Here is a 26920-nt window from a genome sequence, read left to right on the forward strand (position 1 = left end):
AAAAAAAGCCCTTTCTTAAGAAAGGGCTTTTTTCTCTACTTCTACCGGTTTTCGAATCGGAATTAAAAGCATTACGCAACCAACTAATACAACAATTCCACCAACTAAAAACGGACTTTGCGGTGAAACAGTATGACCGATGACCCCTGATAAGATTGGCGCAATTGCACCACCTAACCAACGAACGAAGTTATAAACACCTGATGTAACAGATCTTTCATAAGGTGAAATATCCATTACATAACTTGTAAATAATGCATTATTTAATCCAGATGCTAATCCTGATAGAACAATTAATACAATTTGTAACCACATAATTTTTACATAGAATAGCGCAATTAAGAAAAGCGCAAATACGAGTAAACTTCCTTTCAACAATGTTTTCGGCTCATATTTACCTTCTAGCTTATGGGCTAAAATTGCAGAACCGTAAGCTAACGCTAATCCCCATCCGCAAAACACAAACCCTAATTGAATAGCAGATAAATGCATAATAAGTGGTGAATATGCTAACACAACGAAAAATCCGTAGTAGTATAACATTCCTGAAATCGCACCTTGCATAAACGGTTTATATTTAACTAAGTTAAGTAATTCTCCTACGCCTGCCGCTTTACGCTTCACTTTTCGCTCCGGTTCTTTTACAAAAAAGAAAACTAAAATAAATGCTAAGAAGATTAAAATACTCGTCGCAAAAAATGGGTAACGCCAAGAATGTCCACCTAATATCCCGCCTAATAACGGTCCGCCTGCCATCCCTAAACCGATAGCTGCTTCATACAATCCTACTGCTTCATGAACTTCTTTACTTAATGCAATCAATAATGTCATCGCCGTTGCGAAGAACATCGCATTTCCTAATCCCCATCCTGCGCGGAAAAGAGATAATTGAGCAATCGTTTGCGATATACCGCATATAAACGCAAATATAGTCACGATCGCAAGACCAATCGTCATCATTCGTTTATCACCAAATCTCGATGCGAATATTCCAGCTGGTAACATCATAATTGCCATCGTTAAAATATATGCTGTAAATAACATCTCTACTTGCCAATGCGATGCACCAATTTGTTCAGCAATGCTTGGTAAAATTGGGTCGACTACCCCTATACCCGAAAAGGCAAGGAAGGTAGCCACCACTGTAATCAATCTCCCTAATTTTTGTTTGCTCTCCATTTTGATCATTCTCCTTTTGTGCTCTCTAAAAATGTCACTGCACGATGTAAGCTATCTTCAAGCTCTGCCTTTACACGCTGCATTTGCTCCATTTTCTCGTCTAACGTTTGCACTTGTTGTTCAAGCATCTCTTTAATTTCTTGAATCACTTCACGGTCACGAGGATTTTCACTACTTCTTCTTTGCTCCATTCTTTCTTTTAACGATAAAAAATGCTGCATCTCTTGAAGCGTAATTCCTAACACTTCTTTCGCTTCCACAATTTTTTTAATTCTGGCGATATCCCCGTCTGTATACAGGCGAATGTTCCCCTCACTACGTTCAGGGGGATGAATTAAACCAATTTCCTCATAATAACGAAGTGTACGTTTTGTCAAACCAACTTGCTTTGTTACTTCATCAATTTTATACATGTTTATTCCTCCCTTCACTCAATTATTACATTTTACGTTAACGTTAACTTTTGTGCAACTGTTAGACTTTTGTAAATGTTTGTCATATTCAATTGTATTTTCCCTAAAGCAGTTTCATAATGAAAGAAAAGAGATAATAAGGAGAATTTCACATGAGTAAACCACTTATTTTCGCTCACCGCGGAGTAAAAGGAACACATCCCGAAAATACGATGATTGCCTTCCAAGAAGCAGAACGCATTGGCGCTCACGGAATTGAACTCGATGTCCACTTATCAAAAGATGGTGAACTTGTCGTAATTCACGATGAAACCGTCGATCGTACAACAAATGGCGTTGGACTTGTTTCGGAAAAAACGGTAGAGGAACTACAATCATTGGACGCTGGTAGCTATAAAGACCCTTCTTTCCATGAAGCAAAAATCCCAACGTTGCGTGAGGTTTTCATTTGGCTTTCCACAACGAACTTACAACTAAATATTGAATTAAAGACAGATGTTATTCATTACCCAAATATTGAGGAAAAAGCTGTTGCACTTGTGCGTGAATATCATCTTTCTAATCAAATTGTATTTTCATCATTTAACCATGACTCTGTTTCATTATTAGCAGAAATTGCTCCTGAAATCCCAAGAGCAATTTTATATGATACACCACTTGCTGATCCAATTGCCGAAGCAAAACATAGAGAAGCAAATGGATTACATCCAAACTTCCAGTTATTAACGAAAGAATTTGTGCAGTTAGCACAAGAGCAAGGGTATGTTTTCCGTCCATATACAATTAATGAATACAAAGATTTACAAACTATGATTGATTATGGTGTAGATGTTATCATTACTGATTGGCCAGCACGTGCCTTTGAGCTCCTTTCTTAATGGAAGGGGCTTTTTTATTTTCGAAATTTCATTGTTTAAAATAAATGAAAACCCTCAATACTAATACAATAACGCTTGTATTAATGAGGGGCTGAAAAAAGATGGATCAAACTATGAATCCAAAACTAAAAAAATATAAACGTCTTTTCTTCACCGCAATGTTTTCTTGCGTCCTTTTCTTCGTTTTTTCTTTTTTTGTTATTATTATAGTTGCAAAAATTATGGGACCTCCTCCTGTTGCGGTCCCGCAAACAAGCGTCTTTTACGCAAATGATGACACTGTTATAGGACAAAGTAATGAAATGCAAAAACGTTACAATGTACCTCTTAATGAAATTTCACCTTATGTAAAAGAGGCGACACTATCTATTGAAGATCAACGATTCTACAAACATCATGGCTTTGATATGAAACGTATTGCTGGTGCCATTGTTGCCGATTTAAAAGCGATGGCAAAAGTCCAAGGTGCTAGTACGATTACACAACAGTATGCTCGTAACCTTTACTTAGATCATGATAAAACGTGGAAACGTAAACTATTAGAAGCAATGTACACAATTCGCCTTGAGGTGAATTATAATAAAAATCATATTTTAGAAGGATATTTAAATACAATTTATTACGGACATGGCGCTTATGGCATCGAAGCTGCATCCCGTCTATATTTCGATAAAACGGCAAAAGAGTTAACATTAGCAGAAGCTAGTATGCTCGCAGGTATCCCGAAAGGGCCAAGTGTCTATTCTCCCTTTTTGAAAGAGGATCGTGCGAAAGGACGACAAGCTCTCATATTAGATGAAATGGTAGAACAAGGATATATTACGAAGCAACAAGCAGCCTTAGCGAAGAAAGAGCCACTAACTTTTGCCTCATTAGATACGAAAAAAGTAGCAGAGGTCGCACCATATTTCCAAGATGCTGTACAAGCTTCGCTCCTTCGTGATGTTGGATTAGACGAACAAGCTTTACAACGGGGTGGCTTGCGAATTTATACAACGCTAGACCCTAAACTACAAGCTGTAGCAGAACAAGCTGTAAAAGATCACATACCTGACACAACAAACATACAAACTGCTCTCGTCTCTATGAATCCAAAGACAGGTGAAGTGGCTGCTCTTGTTGGTGGAACTGATTATACTACGAGTCAATTTAACAGGGCTACACAAGCCATTCGTCAGCCTGGTTCTACATTTAAGCCATTTCTATATTATGCGGCATTAGAACGAGGATTCACGCCTGCTACGCGCTTAAAAAGCGAATATACTGTATTCACCTTAGGTGACGGCATTTCAAAGTATAAACCGAAGAACTATAAAGATTATTATGCAGATGATTTCGTAACGATGGCACAAGCTCTCGCAGTCTCTGATAACATTTATGCTGTGAAAACGAATTTGTTTTTAGGCGATGACGCGCTTGCAAAAACAGCGAAACAATTTGGAATTAAAAGTGCATTAAAAGATGTGCCTTCTCTAGCTCTTGGTACATCACCAGTAAAACCAATTGAAATGGTTAACGCTTATAGCATGTTCGCAAATGGTGGAAAAGAAGTAAAACCTACTTTCATTCGCCGCATTATGGATCATGAAGGAAATATATTATACGATGCTCATTTAGAGAGTAAACAAGTTCTCGACAAGAGCAAAGCGTTTGTAATGGAAGAAATGATGACCGGTATGTTTAATAAGAAACTAAGCAGCTATGCTGCTGTAACTGGTCAATCGATGTTATCCAAACTATCAAGAACATATGCCGGCAAATCTGGTTCTACTGAAACGGATAGTTGGATGATCGGATTTACTCCGCAAATCGTAACTGGTGTGTGGGTCGGATATGATCAACCTAAATCTATTTCAAACGTAGCAGAACAAGGATATGCGAAGAAAATATGGACTGATACGATGGAGAAAGGGTTAGATGGACAACCAAAAAAAGAATTTAAACAACCAGGTGACGTCGTAGCGGTTAATATCAATCCAGAGAACGGTAAAATTGCTACAAAAAATTGTCCTATTTCTGTGAAAATGTATTTCGCTAAAGGTACCGAACCGACTGAATATTGTATGAATCACGTCGATGATAAAGAAGAATTTGAAAAAACGACTGAAGAAAAGAAAAAAACAAGTTGGTGGAAAAAATATCTTCCTTGGTAAAAAAAATAGCTGACGGGCATCCGTCAGCTATTTTTTATTCACTTAATAATGCACGGCGCAATTCTTCACTAGATTCGTTCCAAATAGCTTCATTATGTTCTTTCAAGAACGTACCAAGTACCTTTTTAGATGATTCATCCATATGGTCAACCATAATGTGACGCTTCAATGATTTATCCATTTTATTTACGTGCTCTGGAAGTGATTTATATCCGCGGCGAATTTCACGGTCTACTGTCATTTCACAAGCTGTTACACCTGCATAATACGCACCTGTCGCAGTTCTTTCAATCGTTACCCAAACAAGCCAAAATGGTTTTCCGTTTGGAACTTCATCTTTATTTGTTAAAAACTTAATACCTTTTTCTACTGTACTACGCGCGTGCATCGCACCAATATCAACGAATGCAGTTTTCTCTAGTACATCAACAAATACAGGTGAAATGTTTTCTAAGCTTAATGCCCCAACACCAAATCCACCATGTCCATCTGTTGAATCATTTTTCACGATATTAAAACCGATTTTTTTCTTTTTCTCTGTCATATGTAAAATCCTCCTCACTTAAAAATTATAAAAGGCCAAAAATAGGCGCAATGATGCTATCTAAAAATACAAATACATGCGGAATAACTACCTGGAAAATAGGTTGAATTGTGTAATTACTAAGCGGTGTAATAACGAGAATTAATAACGCAATTGCCCCGTATTTTTCATACTGTGTCATTTTCGCGCGAATATTTGCTGGCGCTAAATCTTCCACAACTCGATACCCATCAAGTGGCGGGATCGGTAATAAGTTAAATACAAGTAAAACGATATTCAGCATAATAAAAATCTGGAAAAATTGAGCTAACGTATCTGCTACTGCAGATGGAATTGAGTATAATACACCAAATTTTACTAAGCTATACCAAATAATTAAACCAATTGCGCTTAAAATTAAGTTACTAATCGGCCCTGCAATTGAAACTAATATACCTGCAAGACGCGGTCTTTTAAAGTTATATGGGTTAACAGGAACCGGTCTTGCCCAACCGAATCCAAGAATTAATACTGCAATCAAACCTATAGGATCTAAGTGTGCCATCGGTGATAACGTTAAACGGCCTTGTCTCTTTGCTGTATCGTCTCCAAATTTATATGCTACATATGCATGTGCAAATTCATGAACTGATAATGCGATAATAATGGCCATTGCTACCAAAGGAATTTGGTGCAACGGGTATCTAAATAACTGATCCATGCTTCATCTCCTCTTCCATATGTCAAAAAAAGAAATTATTTGTTTTTTCGATTGTTCTTCCCCATAATCCGCTATAATAAGAGTGTAACTTACATAAAAGGAGCGATTGTACATGCCATACGTAACAGTGAAAATGCTAGAAGGACGCACAGAAGAACAAAAGAAAGCTCTTGCTGAGAAAGTAACAGCAGCAGTAAGCGAAACAACTGGTGCTCCTGAAGAAAACATCGTTGTTTTCATCGAAGAAATGTCTAAAAACCATTATGCAGTTGGCGGAAAACGCTTAAGTGACAAATAATTTCAAGTTTTTTCATAAGAAGCAGCCATTAGCTGCTTCTTATTTCTTTCCTTCTAACAACTCAATAATTCTCTCTTTATATTTTCCTTTTCTTCCATCTTCATAGATTAAATCATGTGGATAGAATAGCTTTTGATCCGTTCTTTTCTTACCTGTAATCGCCTCAACAATATCCGACTCACGTGAAAGCTCTCTAAGCTCTCCGTTTGGCATAAGAAGTAAGATTGGTAGGCGCTCTTCTTCTTCTCCTGCACGATAAAAGTCATACGGTAAGTCTGATGTTGAATCAACTACTAAATAATACTCCGGATCAAGTCCAATCTTTTTAAATAAACTACTTAATTCCATCCAATTATCTAAACCGTGTTTATCTGTAAACTCTACATATTTAAATAGGTTTCGATTCATAAAACGGCGGCATAAATCGCTTAAAATTGAATCTTCTTCTTCCTGCCATACTTGGAAGTAGTAATACATAACGTTCTCGTCTAACTTTAAATAATCCTCTACTGTTACTTCTTCTTCAAATAAAGAATAGAAATGAACAGGATGATTTTTAAATGTATAATACTTCTCGTGCAGTGATTTCGCACGGTGTAAAATCTTCGTTAAAATAACTTCTGCACTTCGCGTTACCGGGTGGAAATATACTTGCCAATACATTTGATAACGACTCATAATGTAATGCTCAACAGCATGCATACCACTATTTTTAATGACTACTTGATTCCCATACGGACGCATTACACGCAGTATACGTTCCATATCGAAGTTTCCGTACTTTACGCCTGTAAAATAAGCATCTCTTAATAAATAATCCATACGATCCGCATCAATTTGGCTCGAAATCATACTAATCGCTAATTTATTAGTAGACGTTTTTGCAATTACATCTGCTACCTTTTGTGGAAACTCCTTATCAACACGACTTAATACATCATTAATCTCCGTATCGCCTACGATAATCTTTTGCGTAAATTTCTCATGATCTAATGAAAATACTTTTTCAAACGAGTGAGAAAATGGGCCGTGACCGACATCATGAAGTAATGCCGCACATAAACATAACAATCTATCTTCAGCATTCCAATTTGGTCTGCCATCAAACACATCATCAATCATACGACGAATAATTTCGTATACACCTAACGAATGAGTAAAGCGACTATGCTCTGCACCGTGAAATGTAAAAAATGTCGTTCCAAGCTGCTTAATACGGCGCAAGCGTTGAAATTCTTTCGTTCCGATTAAATCCCAAATAACACGATCACGCACGTGCACATATTTATGTACTGGGTCTTTAAACACTTTTGTTTCGCTGAGTTTGTCGTTTAAATATACCACTTTCCGACATCCCCCTTTCTTTACTACATTCTTACTTTATATTATAAACGAAATGAGAAACAGAAAGAAATGAAAGACTGTATTAATTCCCTTTATAAAAAGAAAAAATCACCTTTACCGAAGTAAAAGTGATTTCCTTCATACATTATTTACCTAAAACGAATTCAGCAACTTCGTCTAAGATCATATCTTTCCCTAGTGGGAAGTAACCTTTGTTTAAGTCTTCATTTTTAATTGTAAATACGTGGTTATTTTTAACAGCGTTCATGTTTTTCCAAATTGATTCTTCTTGGAATTCTTTTAAGCGCTGAGAACCGTCACCAGTTGTAAATACGAATAAGTAATCTGGGTTGTAATCGATTAAAGCTTCTTTTTGTACTTGTACTAACGGTTTATCAGTTGGTGTACCTTTAACTGCTGGTAGTTTTAAATCATTAAAGATTACGCTACCGTAACCGTAATCACCATATACGCGGAAAGCATTTGGATATGCAGCCATTTTCATAAATGTTGCTTCACCAGTTTTAGCGACGATTTTGTCATGTAATTTGCTTGCTTTTTCATCATACTTTTTGAACCATTCTTTTGTTTCTTTTTCTTTACCGAAGATTTGACCTACTTCTTCGAATTTTGGACGCCATTGATCTAATGGAGTGTTTAACATAACTGTTGGTGCAATTTTAGATAATTGATCATAAATCTTTTCTTGACGATTATTTACAAGAATTAAATCTGGTTTTGCAGCAGCTACTGCTTCGATGTTAATTTTATCGCCCCAAGCAGAACCAACTGGTTTAACGTCTTTTAGTTTCTTTTCAATATGTGCATCAATTTTTTCTTGAGATGTATTAGCAGTAATAACCGGTTTCATACCGAAAATTAATAATTCTTCTGTTGAACCACTAAGGTCAGCAATTTTCTTTGGGTTTGCAGGAATTTTAATTTCCCCTTTTGCATGTTTTACAGTGCGCTCTTCAGTCTTTGCATCTGCTTTCTTTTCTTCTTCTTTGTTAGAACAAGCTGCAAATAGTACAGAAGTCACAACTAGTACCATTGCTAATAGTGCCATTTTAAAACTCTTCATGTTCCCACTCCTTCTAGCTGTATTTATCTTATAAGTTACAATGAACTATAAGAAACAAAGATAACAATTAATTAATATATATTTATTAACTGTTGTTAATAACCCATTCTAACGGGCGTTCAACTTCCCATTCATATATAAGAAGCTCAACGTCCATTAGAAGCCCCCCTCTTTACGAGGGGGTTCTACTTATGCTTTTTTACGCAATTGATTACTAATCATCGCTAAATCATATGTTAAACAAATTGGCTTACAGTTTACTGGACATGGAACGATTTGAGCTTCAATCTCAAATACGTTACGAAGTGTTTCACTTGTCATAACTTCATCTGGCGTTCCTTGTTTCATTAACTTACCTGCTTTTAATGCAATCATATGATCAGAGAAACGAGAAGCGTGGTTTAAGTCATGGATAACCATAACAATTGTTCTACCTTCTTCTTCATTTAACTTTTTCAATAAGTTTAATACTTCTAATTGATGAGCCATATCTAAGTACGTTGTTGGTTCATCCAATACAAGTAATTCTGTTCCTTGTGCAAGAGCCATTGCGATCCAAACACGTTGACGTTGGCCACCTGATAGCGCTTCTGCTGGACGATTCGCAAATTCTTTCATTCCTGTCACTTCAAGTGCCCAGTTAATGTAGCGATAATCCTCTTCTTTCAACGTGCCAAACCCTTTTTGATGAGGGAATCTTCCATATGACACAAGCTCAAATACAGTAAGACCCGTTGGCACTTCTGCAGTTTGTGGTAAAATCGCCATTTTCTTTGCAATTTCTTTCGTTGGCTGTTTCTCAATTGCTTTTCCGTCAAGATAAACAGTACCTTGCTTTGCCTTCAAAATACGAGACGCCGTTTTTAATAATGTGGACTTCCCACAGCCATTTGGTCCAATAATTGTTGTAATTTTCCCTTCCGGAATTTCAACTGTTAACCCGTCAATAATTAAACCTTCATTATAGCCAACAGATACCGCATCCACCGCTAAAGTTGCCATACGAAAAGCCTCCCTTTATTTTGTCCTCATAAGTAAATAAATGAAATATGGTGCACCAATTACAGAAATAACAAGACCGACTGGTATTTCTGAAGTTGTTAATACACTTCTTGAAATCACGTCTGCAAATAAAAGTAAAAACGTTCCTATTAGCGCAGCTGTGGGCAACATAATTTGATGTTTACCACCAACAAGGCGCCTTGCTAAATGCGGGGCCATTAAACCGATAAAGCCAATTCCGCCCGCAACAGCAACAGATGCACCTGCTAAACAAACTGCAATAAATAATAATTTACGTCGTTCTTTTTCTACGTTTACACCAAGGCCAACTGCTGTAGAATCGCCTAGGTTCATTACATTTAATATGTGTGCTTTACTTATAGCAAGCGGTAAGAAAATAACCATCCATGGAAGTACACTTAATACGAATTTCCAATCTGTACCCCATAGACTTCCCGCCAGCCAAATCGTAGCAAAACGAAAATCGTTAGATGTCATCTTCATAGAGAAAATTAAACTAACAGCTCCAAATCCAGCTGCAACGGCAATACCGACAAGTATTAATCGAGTCGATGAAACGCCGTCTTTCCATGCTAGTAAATAAATAATTACCGCTGCTAATATCGCTCCAACTAGTGCGAAGAATGGAAGAATGAATACAGATAAAAATGTACCAGTCCCTACTTTCCCGAAGAAGAAGTAGACGAATATAACAACTGTTAATCCCGCTCCAGCATTAATACCTATAATACCTGGATCAGCAAGCGGATTTCGTGATAAACCTTGCAAAATCGCACCTGACATAGCTAAAGCAGATCCGACTAGTATAGCAATTACCATACGCGGCATACGGAATTCAAATAAAATAACAGACTGATCTTCAGCCCCTAGTCCAACCAATGACTTTAATACGTCCATTGGCGGGATTTTAAAAGTTCCTGTATTTAAACTAATAAGAAATATAGAAACGATTAGTCCTACTAAAATCGTTAATATAGAAATGTTCTTTTTTGTTAAGACACTCGTCCTCACATCTTTCCTCTCCCTTCATTACGTGCTAAGTAGAGGAAGAATGGAACCCCAATTAGCGCTGTAATTGCTCCAATTGGCGTTTCAAATGGCGGGTTAATAACGCGAGATAACATATCTGCACATTCAATTAACAGCCCACCTAAGACCGCAGAACATGGAATAACCCATCTATAGTCCGAGCCTACGAGGAAACGAGTCATATGCGGAATTACAAGACCAACAAATCCAACTGATCCTGCCATGGAAACTGCGGAACCCGTTAAAACGAGAACAAGTACTGTTCCTATAAATTTAATTAATGTCGTATTTTGACCAAGTCCAATTGCAATTTCTTCACCGAAGCTCAAAATTGTAATATATCTCGACATCATAATTGCTATAAAAAGACAAACAAGGCCAATTGGCACTAACATATTAATACTTTGCCATTTCACTCCAGCAACCCCGCCTGCATTCCACATGCTTACCTCTTGGGCAAGATTGAAATACAATGCGATTCCAGATGAAATTGCCCCTAATAAAGCACTAATAGCTGCACCTGCTAAAGCTAATTTCACAGGTGTTAATCCCCCTGGTGAAGAAGACCCAATTCCATATACAATGCTTGCACCAAACGCAGCTCCAATAAAAGATGCGATAACAAACATTAAATAAGGTGAATTAGGAAAAAATGCATACATAATTGCAATTCCAAATACAGCCCCATCTGTAATCCCCATTAACGATGGTGAAGCAAGTGGATTTCGCGTCATACCTTGCATAATTGCTCCTGATACCGCTAAAAAGGCACCTGCAACTACACCCCCTATTGCTCTAGGCATGCGAAGCTCTTGAATTACATTATGATGTGTAATAGATCCATCAAACTGAAATACAGCTTGCCATACAGTCTTTAAACTAATATCTGCAGCCCCAAAAGAAATAGAAACTGCCATGCTTAAAGCTAATAAAACTGTACCCGCTACTAAAATAATAGAAGCGATAAGCGGTCTGCTCTTAATCTCTTTAACATTCTCTTCTTGCTGTTCTATACTGCTTGCGCTCGCTTCCATCCCTCAACCATCCTAACTAACAACATATATTTATTGAAATGAAATTTATTCTCAAATAGTAATAAAAAAATTAGGTGAATTGTTATTTTCCTGATAATGATTATCAGAATCAGACACTTCTATTCTACCTAGCGCTTTAAAAGACTGTCAACCATTATTTTGAAATATAAATTTATACAAATTGGAATTTTAATACAAAAGTTGTGTCTATCCTTTAGAAAACGTTCGTCCACACAAGAGTACTTTCGCAGAATAAATTATTCCTCTTATGGGCATAAAAAAGAAGAGTAATCTTTTCACTCTTCTTTTTCTTACTTATTTAACTTTGCTTCAATTTTTGCGATTAACTCATCTTCTGTTGGAGCCGCAACTGGACGGTTATTTACAAATGCGAATGATTTTTTACGACCAGGACCACAGTAAGACTGACATCCAACTTCAATCGTTGCACATGAATCTACTTTTTTTAACTTCGGAACTAACGTTTTAACGTTCGTTGCCTGACAGTCATCGCACACGCGAAACTCGTTTCCCATTATATAACACTTCCTCTATTTTAAACTTTTCTCAAGTACGTTTAAAAATAAACACTAAATGGTATTTTACCGCTCTTTGAAGCTCGTTGCAAGTTTCCCTACAAAGCCTATTCTCTACATAATGCTACATATTTTATATGCTCTCCTACAGAAGCACTCACCATTCATGGGAAAATTTTTACCTTTCATCGAAATCTACCATATTTTTAAAAGCTTTGTATAAAAGTTTATTTTTTTGCCCATTATAAAAATAGGAAGTTCATAAAAAGAAAGGGAGTTGAATCTATGAAAGTAAGACAAGATGCTTGGACAGATGAGGATGATTTATTACTTGCTGAAACGGTACTTCGTCATGTTAGAGAAGGAAGTACGCAATTAAATGCATTTGAGGAAGTAGGGGATCAGTTAAATCGTACATCTGCTGCTTGTGGTTTCCGCTGGAATGCTGTTGTTCGCTATAGCTATGAACAAGCTCTTCAACTAGCAAAAAAACATCGTAAAGATAAAATGCGTGCTGCAAGCGGTGAACAAGCGAAAAAACGTTTACTTTATACACCACCAGCTTCAGATTCGATAACTGATTACGAAGAATTAGTACAAGAAGAATCAATCGTACAATATAAAGAAGCTATTCCATATCAAGAAGCTACTGCTCCTGCTGCAAGAAGCTCTATGACAATGCAAGATGTTATTTATTTTTTACAAACAGTCGGATCTTCAAATATAAAAGTGACAGCTCTTGAAAACGAGAATACGAGATTGAAACAAGAAATTAAAGCACAAATCCTTCGGAATGAGGAACTAGAAAAGAAACTAGAAAAATTAGAAAAGCAATCTCATACTGTACAAGAAGATTACGAAACACTTATGAACATTATGAACCGAGCTCGTAAATTGGCAGTCATGGATGACGAAGAACGTTCTCAAACATCTTTCCGAATGGACCGAAACGGTAATTTAGAAAAAATTGCAGAATAAAAAGGATGCATGTAATGCATCCTTTTTATTATTTCACCTATAAGCTCCCCCTTTATATGTGAGAAAACTCCATTCTTCATTTTTTGCTATAATAGAGATTGTCATTTTAAAGATAAGGGGTTAGTTATATGAGCAATTCCCGTTCCATTTTATCTCAGCCAGAGTGGCGCATTGTAGATCAATCTAGTTTAGGACCAACATTCCATGCACTTCAGTCATTCGCAATGGATGACACATTATGCACAAGCATTGGAAATGGCAAGTCAGTCGCAACAATGCGTTCATGGGTTCATCACAATACAATTGTCCTTGGCATTCAAGATTCACGCCTTCCGCATTTAGAAGAAGGTATTTCTTTTTTAAAACAAAACAACTTCAATGTTATTGTCCGTAATTCTGGCGGGCTTGCGGTCGTGCTTGATGAAGGTGTTTTAAACGTATCACTTTTATTCCAAGAAACAGAAAAAGGTATCGATATTGACCTTGGATACGATACAATGTGGCATTTGATTAAGGAGATGTTAAAGGATTACGACGTTACTATCGAGGCAAAAGAAATTGTCGGCTCTTACTGTCCTGGTAGTTATGACTTAAGTATTCGCGATCAAAAATTCGCTGGTATTTCACAACGTCGTATTCGCGGAGGTGTCGCTGTCCAAATCTATCTCTGCGCTACCGGAAGTGGCTCTGAGCGTGCCGCACTCGTTCGTGATTTCTACAACCTAGCAATTCAAGGGGAAGAAACACGCTTTACGTACCCTGAAATTGTACCAAGTACGATGGCCTCACTCTCAGAATTACTTGGTGAAACCATTACAGTACAAGATTTAATGATGCGTCTTTTAAAAACATTGCAGCAATTCGCTCCAAAGTTAACACCATCTCAATTAACAATAGATGAGATTTCTTTATATGAGACGAATTTACAACGTATTATTGATCGTAATAATAAAGCACTTGGTTTAGAAAAATAAAGACCGTCGCTATAATAGCGACGGTCTTTATTTCAATTCATTATAGAATTAAAGTGCTTGAGCTGCTGTAATTAAAGCTAACTTGTACACTTCTTCTTCGTTACATCCACGAGATAGGTCATTTACAGGCATGTTTAAGCCTTGTAAGATTGGTCCTACTGCTTCGAAGTTACCTAAACGTTGAGCGATTTTGTAGCCGATATTACCAGCTTCTAAGCTTGGGAATACGAATACGTTAGCATCACCTTTAATTGTAGAACCTGGAGCTTTTTTCTCAGCTACAGATGGTACGAATGCAGCATCGAATTGGAATTCTCCATCTAAAGTTAACTCAGGAGCCATTTCTTTTGCAATGCGAGTTGCTTCTACAACTTTTTCTGTTTCTGGAGATTTCGCAGAACCTTTTGTAGAGAAGCTTAACATAGCAACGCGTGGATCAATGCCGAATAACTCAGCAGTTTTCGCACTTTCGATACCGATTTCAGCTAAATCTTGGCTGTTTGGTGCAATGTTAATTGCGCAATCAGCGAATACATATTTCTCTTCTTCACGTACCATGATGAATACGCCAGAAGTTTTTGTAACGCCTGGTTTTGTTTTAATAATTTGAAGTGCTGGACGAACTGTATCAGCTGTAGAGTGAGCTGCACCACTTACTAGACCGTGTGCTTTGCCCATGTATACAAGCATTGTACCGAAGTAGTTTTCGTCTTTAAGGATTTTGCGAGCGTCTTCTTCAGTTGCTTTACCTTTACGGCGTTCAACGAAAGATGCTACCATTGCATCCATTTCTTCGTATGTAGCTGGGTCGTAAATATCAACGCCTGCTAATGTTAAATTCATGCTAGCAGCTTTTGCGCTAATTTCTTCTCTATTACCAACTAAGATTGGTTTTACTAACTCTTCTTTTGCTAAACGCTCTGCAGCGCCTAAAATTCTTTCATCAGTTCCTTCAGGAAGTACGATAGAAATGCCTTTTCCTTGAACTTTTTCTTTTACTGTTGTAAATAAGTTGCTCACGAATAAACCCTCCTACATATGTTAAAAAAACTCTATCTTTAAGAATACTGCTTTTCTTCTATATTTTAAACTTATAGCTCCCAAAAAATAGATAAAATAAAAATGATTATATTTTCATAAAATTCAGCCGTTAAATTCACCTCGCTTAAACACTTAAATGTGACAATTTTATGCGCCAAGGTTTTATATAGATGATTTTAAAACTATATATGCTATAGTTAACGTGTAAAACTATCATTAACTGAGGTGAATAGAATGAGTGAAGCAACAACAACGTTAGATGGCTGGTATTGTTTACATGATTTACGTTCTATTGATTGGGCTGCATGGAAAACATTATCTAGCGACGAACGCGGACAAGCAGTGTCTGAATTTTTAAATGTCGTTGAAAAATGGAACGAAGTAGCTACTGCGAAAAAAGGTAGTCACGCAATGTATACAGTTGTTGGCCAAAAAGCTGATATTATGCTTATGATTTTACGTCCAACAATGGAAGAGTTAAATGAAATTGAGACAGAATTGAATAAAACAACTTTAGCTGAATATATGGTTCCTGCATATTCTTACGTATCTGTTGTTGAATTAAGCAACTATCTTCCAGCTGATGAGGATCCATACCAAAACCCGCAAATTTTAGCTCGCTTATATCCTGAATTGCCGAAAGCAAATCATATTTGCTTCTATCCAATGGATAAGCGTCGCCAAGGTGATGACAACTGGTACATGCTTCCTATGGAAGAGCGTAAAAAAATGATGTACAGTCATAGTAAAATTGGCCGTCAATACGCAGGTAAAGTACGCCAAGTGATTTCAGGATCTGTTGGATTCGACGATTTCGAATGGGGCGTAACATTATTCGCTGACGATGTTCTTCAATTTAAAAAACTTATATATGAAATGCGCTTCGATGAAGTAAGTGCTCGTTATGGTGAATTTGGAACATTCTTCGTTGGAAACATTTTACCAGACGGAAAAGTAGAGAAATTTTTACACATATAAATGGTGAAAAGGAACGAAATTCGTTCCTTTTTTTATTCTTCTCTATATTTATCCTCAAAAATCTCCTTTTTTCTGCACTTTTGAAGAAAAACCGACATTTTTTCAAATTTATTGTAAAATTGTAACCTTTTTATATGTAAAGATATGCTAAAATGATACGAGCTATATGCTAAATAACGATGCGAAGGTGATAATCTATATGAAAAAGATTTTGTCTATTTTACTATTGCTTGTATTGTCAATTTCTTCCTTAGGAGTAACAACATCCCATGCGGAAGAAAAAATACATATTGAGGCAGCCGCTGCACTTTTATTTGATGCAGATACTGGAAAAATACTTCACGAGCAAAATCCAGATGAATTGCTGGCTATTGCTAGTATGTCGAAATTAATTGTTGTTTACGCTGTTTTAGAAGCAATTAAAGAAGGAAAAATCACATGGGATACGAAAGTAAATATTTCTGATTACGCTTATGAAGTCTCTCGTAATAATGAATTCTCTAATGTACCGTTCGAAAAAGGACGTCAATATACTGTAAAAGAATTATATCATTCTATTGTTATATTCTCTGCAAATGGATCTAGTATCGCTTTAGCAGAACTTCTTGCAGGAAGTGAGAAAAACTTCTTAAATCTTGCAAATGAACATGCTAAAAAGCTAGGATTAAAGAAATATAAATTTGTAAACGCTACGGGCTTAAATAACGCTGACTTAAAAGGAAAACATCCTGAGGGTACTGATCCAAATGCAGAAAACTCTATGTCAGCTCGTGATATGGGTATGCTTTCAAAAGCAATGATTACAAAGTATCCAGAAATGCTAGAGGATACAAAACAAAGATTTAGAAACTTCCCAGACAATCACCCAAAACCAATTCGTATGGAAAACTGGAATTGGATGTTACCAGGAGCTGCTTTCGCTTATGAAGGTACTGATGGTTTAAAAACTGGAAGTTCTGATACAGCTGGATACGGATTTACTATTACTGCTAAACGTGGTGATGTACGTCTTATCTCGGTTATTATTAAAACAAAATCAATGGATGAACGTTTCACAGAATCTCGTGAATTAATCGAATACGGATTTAATAACTTTGAAAAACAAAAACTAAAAGTTAATAAGAACAATACAATCTCTGTAGTAAAAGGGAAAGAAGACCAAGTAACTGTTGCACCCGAAAAAGAAATAACAGTAATTGCGAAAAAAGGTAGCAAAGAACCTTATAAAATTGGGACTGAATTAGATAAATCTCTTGCTGAAGATGGACATTTAGTTGCTCCTATTAAGAAAGATGCCAAAGTAGGCTCAATTACTTTAGAATCAACTGATAAATATGGTTTCTTAGACGGTAGTAAAAGTATGAAAGTTACTGCAAAAACGACAGAGGAAGTTGAAAAAGCAAATTGGTTTGTGTTAACAATGCGCTCTATTGGTGATTTCTTCTCAAACTTATGGTCTAAAGTTTTTTAATAAAAAAGCTGGCTCACGCTAGCTTTTTTTATTTTCCGCTCTCAATGTAAAACTTCGTTTGGTTGTCATATCTGAGCCCTTTTCCTCATACGTATGAACTAGTAATTGTTACACACTTCATCTAGAGATAAACCTCTTTCCAAAAGGTATTCCAAAAAGAGAGGTGACACATAATGGGAGTTATTGCTTATAACGAAGAAGATGTAAAGTTGTTAGCTAGACTGATGCGTGCTGAAGCCGAAGGAGAAGGACAACAAGGAATGTTAATGGTCGGAAACGTTGGGGTAAATCGTGTCCGCGGAAATTGTTTAGACTTTAAAAGCATTCGTAATTTACGTCAAATGGTTTATCAAAACCCCGGCGGTTTTGAAGCAACGCAAAAAGGATACTTTTATCAACGGGCACGTGAACAAGATATTGCCCTAGCGAGACGGACCATTCAAGGGCAACGTTTTTGGCCTGCTAACTTTGCCTTATGGTTCTTTAGACCTGAAGGGGCATGTCCACCAACTTGGTATAACCAACAAAACTCTGGTCGCTTTAAAAAGCACTGCTTCTTCCAGCCATCTGCTGGAGACTGCCCTAGCGTATATTAAGGAATAAAAATGAGGAGGGATTTTTGAATGGCACAGCAACAAAACCCGTACTATGGAACAGGTTTTTATCAACCATCTGGAACTTATGTACAACCGCAACAAATGACTCAACAACAGCAGCAAGCGATGCAACAACAAACAGCTCAAGCTGCGCAAGCTCAATATGCAATTTCTCAAGGCATGTTACCTCTAGAGCAATCCTATATTGAAAATATCCTTCGTTTAAACAAAGGTAAGCAAGCTACGGTTGTAATGACTTATGAACGTGGCAGTTCCCTTGGTACACAATCTTATACAGGTATTATTGAAGCAGCTGGCCGTGACCATATTGTTATTAGTGAACCGCAATCAGGAAAACGCTATTTACTACTAATGATCTACTTAGATTACGTAGAGTTTCCAGAAGAAATTACGTATTTACCTAGTCAACAAGCAACTTATACTCCAAGACCATAAAAAAAGCTGGCAAATGCCAGCTTTTGTTTTTTTATAATCCTTTTACAACTGCAGTCCCTACTAGAATCCACGCCACTATAAACGCTACACCACCAAGAGGTGTAATTGGACCAAAGAACTTAATGCCTGTCGTACTTAATGCATACAAACTACCTGAGAACATAATAATTCCAGCTACCATTAGCCAACCAGCAGTAGTTAAAAGTGATGATTGAACCTTATCCATCAATAAAGCAACTACGAATAGTCCACCTGCATGAAACATTTGATATGTAACGCCTGTTTTCCAAACTTCTAACATTTTTGCAGAAATTTTATTTTCTAAACCGTGTGCTCCAAAGGCCCCTAACGCAACAGATAGCCCCGCTGCAATACAACCTAGTAAAAAGAAAATTTTCATCTTAATTCCCCTTTTTTACCTTTATCATAAGCAATTTTTGCATATAAGCCAAACGATTTATCTTCTAAAAATCAAATAAAGAATTACCGTTTGCATCACTTTCTTTTATATATACTGGCTCCCCAGAAACAGGTGCAATTGGTTGCATAGTTGTTACTGGTTGTGATCCAATTACTTGCGATTGAATTTTCGGTTCTCTATATGTAGATGTTTCAACTTGTTCATCTAATAATAAGTCACATAAAGCACGCACAACTAATAAATGTTCTTTTGACTTTTGTCCTTCACTACTTTTTGCCTTCGCAATTTCATTCGCCATTTTATTTAAAATCTTGTCGCTAGATATTTGCATTCCTTATCACCTCGTACTTTGTAATTCTTTCTCGAATTGTCCCAATTTTTCTACTGAACCAAATACTATTATCATATCACGTTCTTTCAATTTTTCCTGCCCTGTCGGATTATGTATAATATCCCCATTTCTTGAAATCGCTAATATTGTTACATCAAACTGATTCCTTACATTACTCTCTAGTAACGATTTACCAACCAATATTGAATCTTTTCCAACTAGAATTTCTTCAATGACAAATGACTGTTCTACTCCATACAACACTGTATCAATATAATGAACAGTTAATGGATTTGCAATACCTTTTGCGATATGAATACCCGCCATACTAGATGGATTAATAACCTTATTTGCACCAGCACGCCTTAATTTCTCTTCAGTTTCTGGCTTTTCAGATCTCGCCACAATTTTAATCGTATCGTTTAACCCTCTTGCTGTTAATGTAATAAATACATTTTCGGCATCATTTGCAACAATAGCAACTAAACCAGCTGCTTTTAAAATTCCGGCATTATGTAATACTTGATCTTCCGTTGCATCTCCATGTACAAATAAAAGCTTTTCCTGCTCCAATATACTTTCATCTTTATCAACAACGACAAATGGAATATTCTTTTCTTGCAATTCATGTACAACTTGAAGCCCCACTCTACCGCAACCACATACTATAATATGATTTTTCAACTGCGCTATTTGTTTATCCATCTTCTTCCTCCGTACTGCATGAAATAAATTCCCTTCAATAATCATAGCTGCCACTACCCCAATTGCATACGTAACAATACCTACGCCAACAGGAATAATAAGAAGCGCAAATACTTTCCCCGCTTGCGTTACAGGAACGGCATCTCCGTATCCAACAGTCAATACAGTAATCATTGTCATCCAAAATGCTTGAAACAAACTAATCTCTTCAATCGTCATAAATCCTATCGTTCCTAGAATTACAACAAAAGTCATACATATAACTGCTATCCATAATTGCTTACGTGCATTCATACTGTGTTTCAACTCTTTTCTCTATCTACAATCTTTGCCAGTGGAAATAAAATACGTATATACTAGATACGGAATCTATGAAAGAGGTTGATATAATGAAGACATTTCTTTCTGCCTTACAATGGGCACTATTTATTTTAGCTGGAAGCCTTATTGTACCAATTAGTGTCGCAACTAGTTATGGTCTTAATGGCGCTGAAGCCATCGCATTTGTACAAAGAACATTATTTGTTCTAGGTTTTGCTGGTCTCTTGCAAGCTATATTTGGGCATAAACTTCCTATTCAAGAAGGTCCTGCTGGCCTTTGGTGGGGAATTTTCTCTCTTTACGCAAGTTTAGGCGTCGTACTATTTGGATCAAATAATGAGACACTTAAAGTTCTTCAATATGCTTTCTTATTAAGTGGTATTATTTGTATTATTCTTAGCGTTTTTGGACTTATTGATAAACTCGTTCGCTATTTTACACCGACAGTCATTGGAACGTATTTATTTCTTCTTGTCGCGCAGCTTAGTGGCTCCTTCTTAAAGGGAATGTTTGGCCTTGATGGAAAACATACAGAAGTACAACCTAACGTATTTATTCTTTCACTCATTGTTATTTTACTATCCTTTTTCATCATGAAGCTACCTATTATTGGACAATATTCCGTTCTTTTCAGTATCGTATGCGGCTGGATATTATTCGCATGCTTCGGATTATCTAATCCAATAACACCAGTGACAGACATAATCCGTTTTCCATCCTTATTTGTTTTTGGAATGCCTCGTGTTGAATGGAACATGGTAATTACGGTCATTTTCGTTACGCTCTTACTTCTAACAAATATGTTAGCAAGTATTCGCGTTGTACAAAAGGTTGTCTCTAAATATGAAGAAAACGCTGCATCAGATCGTTTTAAACAAGCTGGCATTATAACAGGAATCAACCAATTGCTAGGCGGCCTATTTTCAGCTATTGGGCCTGTCGCTATTTCTGGATCAGCAGGTTTTATTGCAACGACTAATATTTATAAACGTCTCCCGTTTATATTAGGGTCAAGCTTTATTATTGTCGTTAGTATATTTCCAAAGATTACTTCATTCTTTGCAGCAATCCCTGTTGCAGTTGGTTATGCCGCTATTTATCCTGTATTCGCAAGCATGATTGGCCTCGCCTTTCGAGAATACGAAACTGTCCAGGATAAAGAACGATTATTTAAAGTAGCCGGTCTTTCAATCTTTACAGGAGTCGGAGTTATGTTTGTTCCAGCAGGAGCATATTCCACACTTCCACCATTTCTAGCATCGTTTTTAAGTAATGGTCTCGTTCTTGGATCTGTAATGGCAATCTTGCTAGAAATACTATTTTCTCGTTCCACAGCAAAACAAATATCTTAAATTGGAAAACTTCCATTATTGCACTCTACCTTTAGAGTTGTTACGATAAAATCAAACTTTAATCATTGGGGTTTTATTCATCCCCAATGATTATTAACCAATATTATGAGCAACACACTCATAATAATTTATCTACTTCTTTTCAAAGAGGTTTGATGTCTTACTATTATTCCTCAATCTCTTCATGAACATGTATTTTGATTTCAATTAAAGAAAGGAATTTTCTATATGACTTATAAAATGATTGTTTTAGATTTAGATGATACTTTATTACGTGATGACCATACTATTTCACCTCGTACGAAAGAAGCGTTAATGACTGCACAAGAGCAAGGCGTAAAGGTTGTACTTGCTTCTGGACGTCCAACGTTCGGTATGCGCAATGTAGCGAAAGAACTTCGTTTAGAAGAATACGGCAGTTTCATTTTATCTTTTAATGGTGCAAAAATTATTAACTGTAAAACAAACGAAGAAATCTTTAGTAGTACACTATCTCCTGAAATCGTTCACAACCTATTTGAAATTAGTAAAACTGAAGATGTATGGATTCATACTTATATGGGCGATGATATCGTAACGGAAGAAAATAATCCTTATACTGAAATTGAGGGCGATATTACTGGTATGCCAATTGTTGTAGTAGATGACTTTAAAGCTGCAGTTAAAGAGCCCGTAGTAAAAGTATTAATGAATAAAGAAGCTGAACGCCTTGTTGAAGTTGAAAAAAAACTACAAAAACAGCTAGAAGGCCAATTAAGCGTGATGCGTTCGAAACCATTCTTCTTAGAATTTACTGAAGCTGGTGTTACAAAAGGAACGAGCTTAAACAAACTGATCCAAAAGCTCGGCATTAAGCGTGAAGAAGTTATCGCAATGGGCGATAGCTATAACGACCAAGCGATGATTGAATTTGCTGGTCTTGGCGTTGCAATGGGCAATGCACCTGATGATATTAAAGAAATTGCAAACTACGTAACAGATACAAATATGAACGATGGTGTTGCAAAAGTTGTAGAGAAATTCGTTTTAAAAACGGATGTACTTGTTTAATATTTTCATTCACAAAACCTATTTGAAGTCAAATACTTCAAATAGGTTTTTATTTAAATTCTCATGCTTTTGTGACTATATTTTGAACTTTGCACTATTCTCGTAGTGTAAACTTTCTTTTTGTATATAATGAAACAAAATAGACTATTTTATTTTGAAAAAGAATACAAATTTACTATATACAAGCATACGTTAAAGGAGGCTACTTTATGTTATCTACACCAATCGGACGATTAAGAGCAATTGGACTAGTTGAGGGTATTTCTTTCCTATTACTATTATTTGTAGCAATGCCATTGAAATATTTCGCAGGATTTGCAACAGCTGTTAAAATTACAGGCATGGCTCATGGTGTTCTATTTATTCTATTCATCTTTGCAGTAATTCAAGTAACAATCGTACACCGTAAATCAATTTTATGGGCACTTGGAGCATTTGTTTCATCAGTTATCCCATTTGGCACTTTTGTACTAGATGCAAAATTAAAGAACGAGCAACAATAATAATAAAAAGGTAGTTAACGACTGTTAACTACCTTTTCTATTTATAAATTTGGAATTTCCCAATCAATTTCTCTTTCGCCCATATTAGCTAAAATCGTATTTACTTTAGAATATGGCTTACTACCAAAGAAACCACGTCTTGCCGATAGTGGGCTTGGATGTACAGATTCGATAATATGATGATTCGGATTCGTAATTAACTTCTTCTTCGCCTGCGCATGGCGCCCCCACAATATGAAAATAACTGGCTTTTCACGTTCATTCAATAGTTCAATTACACGATCTGTGAAGTGCTCCCATCCTTTTCCCTTATGAGAATTTGCTTCGCCTTGACGAACTGTTAATACGGTATTTAGTAATAATACTCCTTGTTCCGCCCATTTTACTAAATAACCGTTATTCGGGATTTCATAACCATATTCATCTCGAAGTTCTTTATACATATTTAACAATGACGGTGGTGTTTTAACACCAGGTTGCACAGAAAAGCTTAAACCATGCGCTTGATTCGGTCCATGATATGGATCTTGTCCTAAAATAACAACCTTTGTATTTTCATAACTTGTATACTGAAGAGCGTTAAAAATATCTTCTACCTTCGGATAAACAACATGCGTGCTATATTCTTCTGTCAAAAAACTGGATAGAGTAAGATAATACTCTTTCTCGAATTCTGGTGCCAATAGTGGCTCCCAATCATTCTTTAAAACATTTTCCATACTGTCACTTCCTGTCTAATTAATTCACCATATCCTGTCTTGTAAATACTACGAACGAAATAACAAGGGAAACAACTGCCCAAACAGTTAAATTCATCAAAGAAAATCCCATCGTTAAACCTTGTAATGCAGGTAATTTTCCTGATAAATAATCCGTTAATGATAAATTCACACTAAAAATATATTTGGCGCCTTCCCAAGATGTTGCGAACGAGCTTAAAATACCGCCTGCAATTAATGCAGCTAGCATAACGCCCATACCAGCTGGTGTATTACGAATTAAAACAGAGACCATAAATGATATAGTTCCGACAACGATAGCAACAAACCATGCTAGTCCATACGCCATTAAGATGTATTGCCACTGCGGAATAAGATGCACAAAGTTCGTATTTAGCGTTTCCTTATCAATAACAAATCCTGTTAAAACAGGTAAATTCCATCCCGAGTATCCAAATACAAGCCCTGATAATATGTAAGCAAACAAACCTACAAGAAACAGTATGAGCGAAATGAAAAATAACATCGTCACGTATTTACTAAGGAGTATTTTCCAGCGCCGAATTGGCCGCGTAAGTAACATCTTCATCGTCCCATCACTTCGTTCTCCTGAAACGATATCAATGGCGACAATCATTACGAGAAGCGGAATAAATAATGTAATTCCTTGTTCAATAAATGATCTGACAAAAGTCGGTGCACCCGGTGCCATCGGATTAATATCATGATCTAAATAATATTGTTGTTGCTCAACTCTTACCTTTAACCAATCACGCCATTCTTCTGGCAACCTAGAATTGTTCAACCGGTTCTGAGAATCAACAATTTGCTGTTGCAATGAAACCTTCCAATCGGTTGTACCGAGTCTTTTTTGTGTCGTTTCTATTTCACGATACTGCGCATACACAAAAAGCGGGATCAAGATTGCTAAAATAAGCATGACAACAAAAATACGTTTCTTACGGTAAATCTTTTCTGATTCATTTAAAACTAGATTCGCAAATTCACGCATGCTGCTCACCCCTTGTGAGTTCAATAAATAAATCTTCTAGCGTAAATACAAGCTCCTTAACGCTATGTACATCTATTTCATTTTCGACAAAGTGTTTATTCCAACTACTTATAGATGCAATATCCATGCGGCATAGTAATCGATCGCCTTCTACACTCACTTCCCTTACTTCTTCGGCCGCTTCTAGCATATCTTTCGCCTTAGAAATTGGTGTAACAATCCATTCTACACGATCACTTGCTGTTTTAATTAATTCTTCAACCTTGGCAACTGTTATCATTTTTCCTTTATGAATAATAGCAACGCGATCACATATCATTTGCACTTCACTTAGCAAGTGACTTGAAATAAACACGCTCATATTTTCTTCTTTTACAAGCTTATGTATAAATTCCCTAAGTTCTCTAATCCCTGCTGGATCTAAACCATTCGTTGGCTCATCTAATATGAGCAATTTTGGATTCCCAAGGAGCGCCTGCGCAATTCCAAGGCGTTGTTTCATACCAAGTGAGTACGTTTTTACCTTGTCATGAATTCTTTCATCTAAATGAACCATTTCAGCAATTTCAATAATACGTTCATCTGATATATCACCTAACATACGAGCAAATTGCTTTAAATTTTCCCATCCCGTTAAATATGTATACAACTCTGGGTTTTCAACGATACTCCCAATTTGACGCATCGCTTCTCTGAAATTTTCCTTAATCGAATAACCACCGATAGAAATCTTACCTTCTGTCGCCTTAATCAATCCGACTAACATTCGAATGGTAGTCGTCTTTCCAGCACCATTTGGTCCTAAGAACCCGAACACTTCTCCTTGCTTTACATCAAAGGAAATATTCTCTACAAGAGTCTTCTTTCCAATTACCTTCTTCAAATCTCGTACGGAAAGTATCGTCGTCATTTTACCCCTCCTTGTTCTAGTTTTAATTTACTTACAACATTTTGAACTAAACGTTCTGCCATATACGTATAACCTACTTCGTTCGGATGAAAATGATCAGAGTATAATAAATCTTTCCCGCGGTTTTGGAATAAATCAAATGTCGGTGTAATATACACATTTTTATCGTTTAGCGCTAACTTCTCTAAAGATGCATTCCAGTCCACAACAATGTTTGAAGACCCTTTTAAATCTTCTACATCTTCAAAAGGATTGTATAAACCAAGCCAAAAAATCGGACTATCTGTATTTAATTTACGAATTTCTTCTATAATTTTCTTTGCTTCATTTTGAAACGTTTCTGTGTCAGGACGATACGTCTCTAAATCTATTTTCCCAAGCGATTCCCAGCCTGGGAACAAATCATTCCCACCAATCGTTAACACGATTACATCTGCTTGCTTAATTGAATATTGAGCGCCATTACTTTCAATTTGTTTTAATAAATCGGGCATTTTTGCACCACTAACTGCTAAATTTGTTAATGCAATTTTTTGCTTATAATCTTTTTGTAAATCCTCTTTCATTCGCCCAACATAGCCAATTCCTTCTTTATCACCAACGCCACGCGTTAATGAATCACCTAAACTAACGATTTGTAACGTTCCCGTTTTCTTTTTCTCTTTTGCCACTACATCGGTCTTTTTAATTAAATTTGAAGCTTTCGGATTTAATACATCATTTACACCTGAAACAAAGCCATATGCAAATAAACAGAAAGATGCAATTGTAATGAGTAGAATTACTTTTACTACTTTTGATCTCATATCAAAACCCCTTTTAGCCCTCATAGATTGTCCATAATTATACCAAACGAAATTTTGAAAAGCGATTTTCACACCTTCTCA

Annotated in this window: 30 protein-coding genes; 12 read left to right on the plus strand and 18 right to left on the minus strand. The window is 36.4% G+C overall.

Going from position 1 to position 26920, the window contains the following annotated elements:
- Positions 1 to 15: 15 nt before the first annotated feature.
- Positions 16 to 1179 carry an MFS transporter gene (locus tag ACQGS6_RS01465; RefSeq protein WP_025966825.1) on the minus strand — a complete coding sequence of 388 codons (1164 nt, stop codon included), beginning with the start codon at positions 1177 to 1179 and terminating at the stop codon, positions 16 to 18.
- 5 nt (positions 1180 to 1184) lie between these two features.
- Positions 1185 to 1592 (minus strand): MerR family transcriptional regulator, encoded by a 408-nt coding sequence (locus ACQGS6_RS01470; protein ID WP_000276580.1) that lies wholly within the window; start codon positions 1590 to 1592, stop codon positions 1185 to 1187.
- A gap of 152 nt (positions 1593 to 1744) precedes the next feature.
- On the opposite strand from ACQGS6_RS01470, the gene ACQGS6_RS01475 reads away from it, so the two are divergent.
- Complete coding sequence (locus ACQGS6_RS01475; RefSeq protein WP_000042786.1) at positions 1745 to 2470, plus strand: glycerophosphodiester phosphodiesterase; 726 nt, start codon at positions 1745 to 1747, stop codon at positions 2468 to 2470.
- Positions 2471 to 2571: 101 nt separating this feature from the next.
- Positions 2572 to 4623: a PBP1A family penicillin-binding protein gene (locus ACQGS6_RS01480; protein WP_326318400.1), complete on the plus strand. Its 2052-nt coding sequence runs from the start codon at positions 2572 to 2574 to the stop codon at positions 4621 to 4623.
- Between the two features lie 34 nt (positions 4624 to 4657).
- On the opposite strand, the gene ACQGS6_RS01485 is transcribed toward ACQGS6_RS01480, so the two are convergent.
- Complete coding sequence (locus ACQGS6_RS01485; RefSeq protein ID WP_000136678.1) at positions 4658 to 5167, minus strand: YwhD family protein; 510 nt, start codon at positions 5165 to 5167, stop codon at positions 4658 to 4660.
- 25 nt (positions 5168 to 5192) lie between these two features.
- Positions 5193 to 5867 carry a site-2 protease family protein gene (locus ACQGS6_RS01490; protein WP_000372455.1) on the minus strand — a complete coding sequence of 225 codons (675 nt, stop codon included), beginning with the start codon at positions 5865 to 5867 and terminating at the stop codon, positions 5193 to 5195.
- 112 nt (positions 5868 to 5979) lie between these two features.
- Here ACQGS6_RS01490 and ACQGS6_RS01495 point away from each other — a divergent pair, with 112 nt between their 5' ends.
- Positions 5980 to 6165, plus strand: a complete 186-nt coding sequence (locus ACQGS6_RS01495) for a 2-hydroxymuconate tautomerase (RefSeq protein WP_001147171.1) — start codon at positions 5980 to 5982, stop codon at positions 6163 to 6165.
- 39 nt (positions 6166 to 6204) lie between these two features.
- On the opposite strand, the gene ACQGS6_RS01500 is transcribed toward ACQGS6_RS01495, so the two are convergent.
- From ACQGS6_RS01500 to ACQGS6_RS01525, 6 genes are all read right to left on the minus strand, one after another.
- Positions 6205 to 7509: an HD domain-containing protein gene (locus ACQGS6_RS01500; protein WP_000262731.1), complete on the minus strand. Its 1305-nt coding sequence runs from the start codon at positions 7507 to 7509 to the stop codon at positions 6205 to 6207.
- Positions 7510 to 7654: 145 nt separating this feature from the next.
- Complete coding sequence (locus ACQGS6_RS01505; RefSeq protein WP_000834582.1) at positions 7655 to 8593, minus strand: ABC transporter substrate-binding protein; 939 nt, start codon at positions 8591 to 8593, stop codon at positions 7655 to 7657.
- A gap of 189 nt (positions 8594 to 8782) precedes the next feature.
- Positions 8783 to 9595 (minus strand): ABC transporter ATP-binding protein, encoded by an 813-nt coding sequence (locus ACQGS6_RS01510; RefSeq protein ID WP_000212068.1) that lies wholly within the window; start codon positions 9593 to 9595, stop codon positions 8783 to 8785.
- A 15-nt stretch (positions 9596 to 9610) separates the two neighbouring features.
- Complete coding sequence (locus ACQGS6_RS01515; RefSeq protein ID WP_001260757.1) at positions 9611 to 10627, minus strand: FecCD family ABC transporter permease; 1017 nt, start codon at positions 10625 to 10627, stop codon at positions 9611 to 9613.
- A complete protein-coding gene (locus ACQGS6_RS01520) occupies positions 10624 to 11679 on the minus strand; it encodes a FecCD family ABC transporter permease (RefSeq protein WP_000388296.1) in 1056 nt (351 codons plus the stop codon). Before ACQGS6_RS01520 ends, ACQGS6_RS01515 begins: the two co-directional genes overlap by 4 nt.
- A 311-nt stretch (positions 11680 to 11990) precedes the next feature.
- Positions 11991 to 12215: a DUF1450 domain-containing protein gene (locus ACQGS6_RS01525; protein WP_000526078.1), complete on the minus strand. Its 225-nt coding sequence runs from the start codon at positions 12213 to 12215 to the stop codon at positions 11991 to 11993.
- A 285-nt stretch (positions 12216 to 12500) separates the two neighbouring features.
- Here ACQGS6_RS01525 and ACQGS6_RS01530 point away from each other — a divergent pair, with 285 nt between their 5' ends.
- Together ACQGS6_RS01530 and ACQGS6_RS01535 are read left to right on the plus strand one after the other, a co-directional pair.
- On the plus strand, positions 12501 to 13193 hold the full coding sequence (locus ACQGS6_RS01530; RefSeq protein WP_098250871.1) for an RsfA family transcriptional regulator: 693 nt from the start codon (positions 12501 to 12503) through the stop codon (positions 13191 to 13193).
- A gap of 128 nt (positions 13194 to 13321) precedes the next feature.
- The gene (locus ACQGS6_RS01535; protein ID WP_426964849.1) at positions 13322 to 14167 is read left to right on the plus strand and encodes a lipoate--protein ligase family protein; all 846 of its coding nucleotides are present in this window, start codon (positions 13322 to 13324) and stop codon (positions 14165 to 14167) included.
- Between the two features lie 48 nt (positions 14168 to 14215).
- Here ACQGS6_RS01535 and pta read toward each other — a convergent pair whose 3' ends face one another.
- Complete coding sequence (pta, locus tag ACQGS6_RS01540) at positions 14216 to 15187, minus strand: phosphate acetyltransferase (protein WP_000067225.1); 972 nt, start codon at positions 15185 to 15187, stop codon at positions 14216 to 14218.
- Positions 15188 to 15442: 255 nt separating this feature from the next.
- Between pta and hemQ the strand changes: the two genes are divergently transcribed.
- From hemQ to gerQ, 4 genes are all read left to right on the plus strand, one after another.
- On the plus strand, positions 15443 to 16186 hold the full coding sequence (gene hemQ / locus ACQGS6_RS01545; protein ID WP_426964850.1) for a hydrogen peroxide-dependent heme synthase: 744 nt from the start codon (positions 15443 to 15445) through the stop codon (positions 16184 to 16186).
- 199 nt (positions 16187 to 16385) lie between these two features.
- On the plus strand, positions 16386 to 17657 hold the full coding sequence (locus tag ACQGS6_RS01550; protein ID WP_000722867.1) for a serine hydrolase: 1272 nt from the start codon (positions 16386 to 16388) through the stop codon (positions 17655 to 17657).
- A 173-nt stretch (positions 17658 to 17830) separates the two neighbouring features.
- Complete coding sequence (gene cwlJ, locus ACQGS6_RS01555) at positions 17831 to 18253, plus strand: cell wall hydrolase CwlJ (protein WP_000538167.1); 423 nt, start codon at positions 17831 to 17833, stop codon at positions 18251 to 18253.
- Positions 18254 to 18280: 27 nt separating this feature from the next.
- Complete coding sequence (gene gerQ / locus ACQGS6_RS01560) at positions 18281 to 18709, plus strand: spore coat protein GerQ (RefSeq protein WP_000068652.1); 429 nt, start codon at positions 18281 to 18283, stop codon at positions 18707 to 18709.
- A 31-nt stretch (positions 18710 to 18740) separates the two neighbouring features.
- Here gerQ and ACQGS6_RS01565 read toward each other — a convergent pair whose 3' ends face one another.
- From ACQGS6_RS01565 to ACQGS6_RS01575, 3 genes are all read right to left on the minus strand, one after another.
- On the minus strand, positions 18741 to 19109 hold the full coding sequence (locus ACQGS6_RS01565; RefSeq protein ID WP_000688315.1) for a DUF423 domain-containing protein: 369 nt from the start codon (positions 19107 to 19109) through the stop codon (positions 18741 to 18743).
- A 64-nt stretch (positions 19110 to 19173) separates the two neighbouring features.
- On the minus strand, positions 19174 to 19461 hold the full coding sequence (locus ACQGS6_RS01570; protein WP_001167349.1) for a YwdI family protein: 288 nt from the start codon (positions 19459 to 19461) through the stop codon (positions 19174 to 19176).
- A gap of 6 nt (positions 19462 to 19467) precedes the next feature.
- A complete protein-coding gene (locus ACQGS6_RS01575) occupies positions 19468 to 20460 on the minus strand; it encodes a potassium channel family protein (RefSeq protein ID WP_426964851.1) in 993 nt (330 codons plus the stop codon).
- A 95-nt stretch (positions 20461 to 20555) separates the two neighbouring features.
- Between ACQGS6_RS01575 and ACQGS6_RS01580 the strand changes: the two genes are divergently transcribed.
- The 3 genes from ACQGS6_RS01580 to ACQGS6_RS01590 all read left to right on the plus strand — a co-directional run bounded on the left by ACQGS6_RS01580 (position 20556) and on the right by ACQGS6_RS01590 (position 23392).
- The gene (locus ACQGS6_RS01580) at positions 20556 to 21839 is read left to right on the plus strand and encodes a purine/pyrimidine permease (protein ID WP_000847044.1); all 1284 of its coding nucleotides are present in this window, start codon (positions 20556 to 20558) and stop codon (positions 21837 to 21839) included.
- A gap of 228 nt (positions 21840 to 22067) precedes the next feature.
- A complete protein-coding gene (locus ACQGS6_RS01585) occupies positions 22068 to 22889 on the plus strand; it encodes a Cof-type HAD-IIB family hydrolase (protein WP_000221382.1) in 822 nt (273 codons plus the stop codon).
- Between the two features lie 209 nt (positions 22890 to 23098).
- Positions 23099 to 23392, plus strand: coding sequence for a DUF3817 domain-containing protein (locus ACQGS6_RS01590; protein WP_000953396.1), 294 nt, complete (start codon positions 23099 to 23101; stop codon positions 23390 to 23392).
- Positions 23393 to 23433: 41 nt separating this feature from the next.
- On the opposite strand, the gene ACQGS6_RS01595 is transcribed toward ACQGS6_RS01590, so the two are convergent.
- The 4 genes from ACQGS6_RS01595 to ACQGS6_RS01610 are packed head-to-tail and all read right to left on the minus strand — an operon-like array spanning position 23434 to position 26911.
- Positions 23434 to 24111: a uracil-DNA glycosylase gene (locus ACQGS6_RS01595; RefSeq protein WP_000432520.1), complete on the minus strand. Its 678-nt coding sequence runs from the start codon at positions 24109 to 24111 to the stop codon at positions 23434 to 23436.
- A 19-nt stretch (positions 24112 to 24130) separates the two neighbouring features.
- Positions 24131 to 25123 carry an ABC transporter permease subunit gene (locus ACQGS6_RS01600; protein WP_426964852.1) on the minus strand — a complete coding sequence of 331 codons (993 nt, stop codon included), beginning with the start codon at positions 25121 to 25123 and terminating at the stop codon, positions 24131 to 24133.
- A complete protein-coding gene (locus tag ACQGS6_RS01605) occupies positions 25116 to 26033 on the minus strand; it encodes an ABC transporter ATP-binding protein (RefSeq protein ID WP_000207709.1) in 918 nt (305 codons plus the stop codon). The genes ACQGS6_RS01600 and ACQGS6_RS01605 overlap by 8 nt, the downstream gene beginning before the upstream one ends.
- Positions 26030 to 26911 (minus strand): SGNH/GDSL hydrolase family protein, encoded by an 882-nt coding sequence (locus ACQGS6_RS01610; protein ID WP_002022849.1) that lies wholly within the window; start codon positions 26909 to 26911, stop codon positions 26030 to 26032. The genes ACQGS6_RS01605 and ACQGS6_RS01610 overlap by 4 nt, the downstream gene beginning before the upstream one ends.
- Between the last annotated feature and the right edge of the window lie 9 nt (positions 26912 to 26920).

It is taken from the genome of Bacillus sp. GMs2/2 (assembly GCF_050172095.1).
Taxonomy (GTDB): domain Bacteria; phylum Bacillota; class Bacilli; order Bacillales; family Bacillaceae_G; genus Bacillus_A; species Bacillus_A cereus.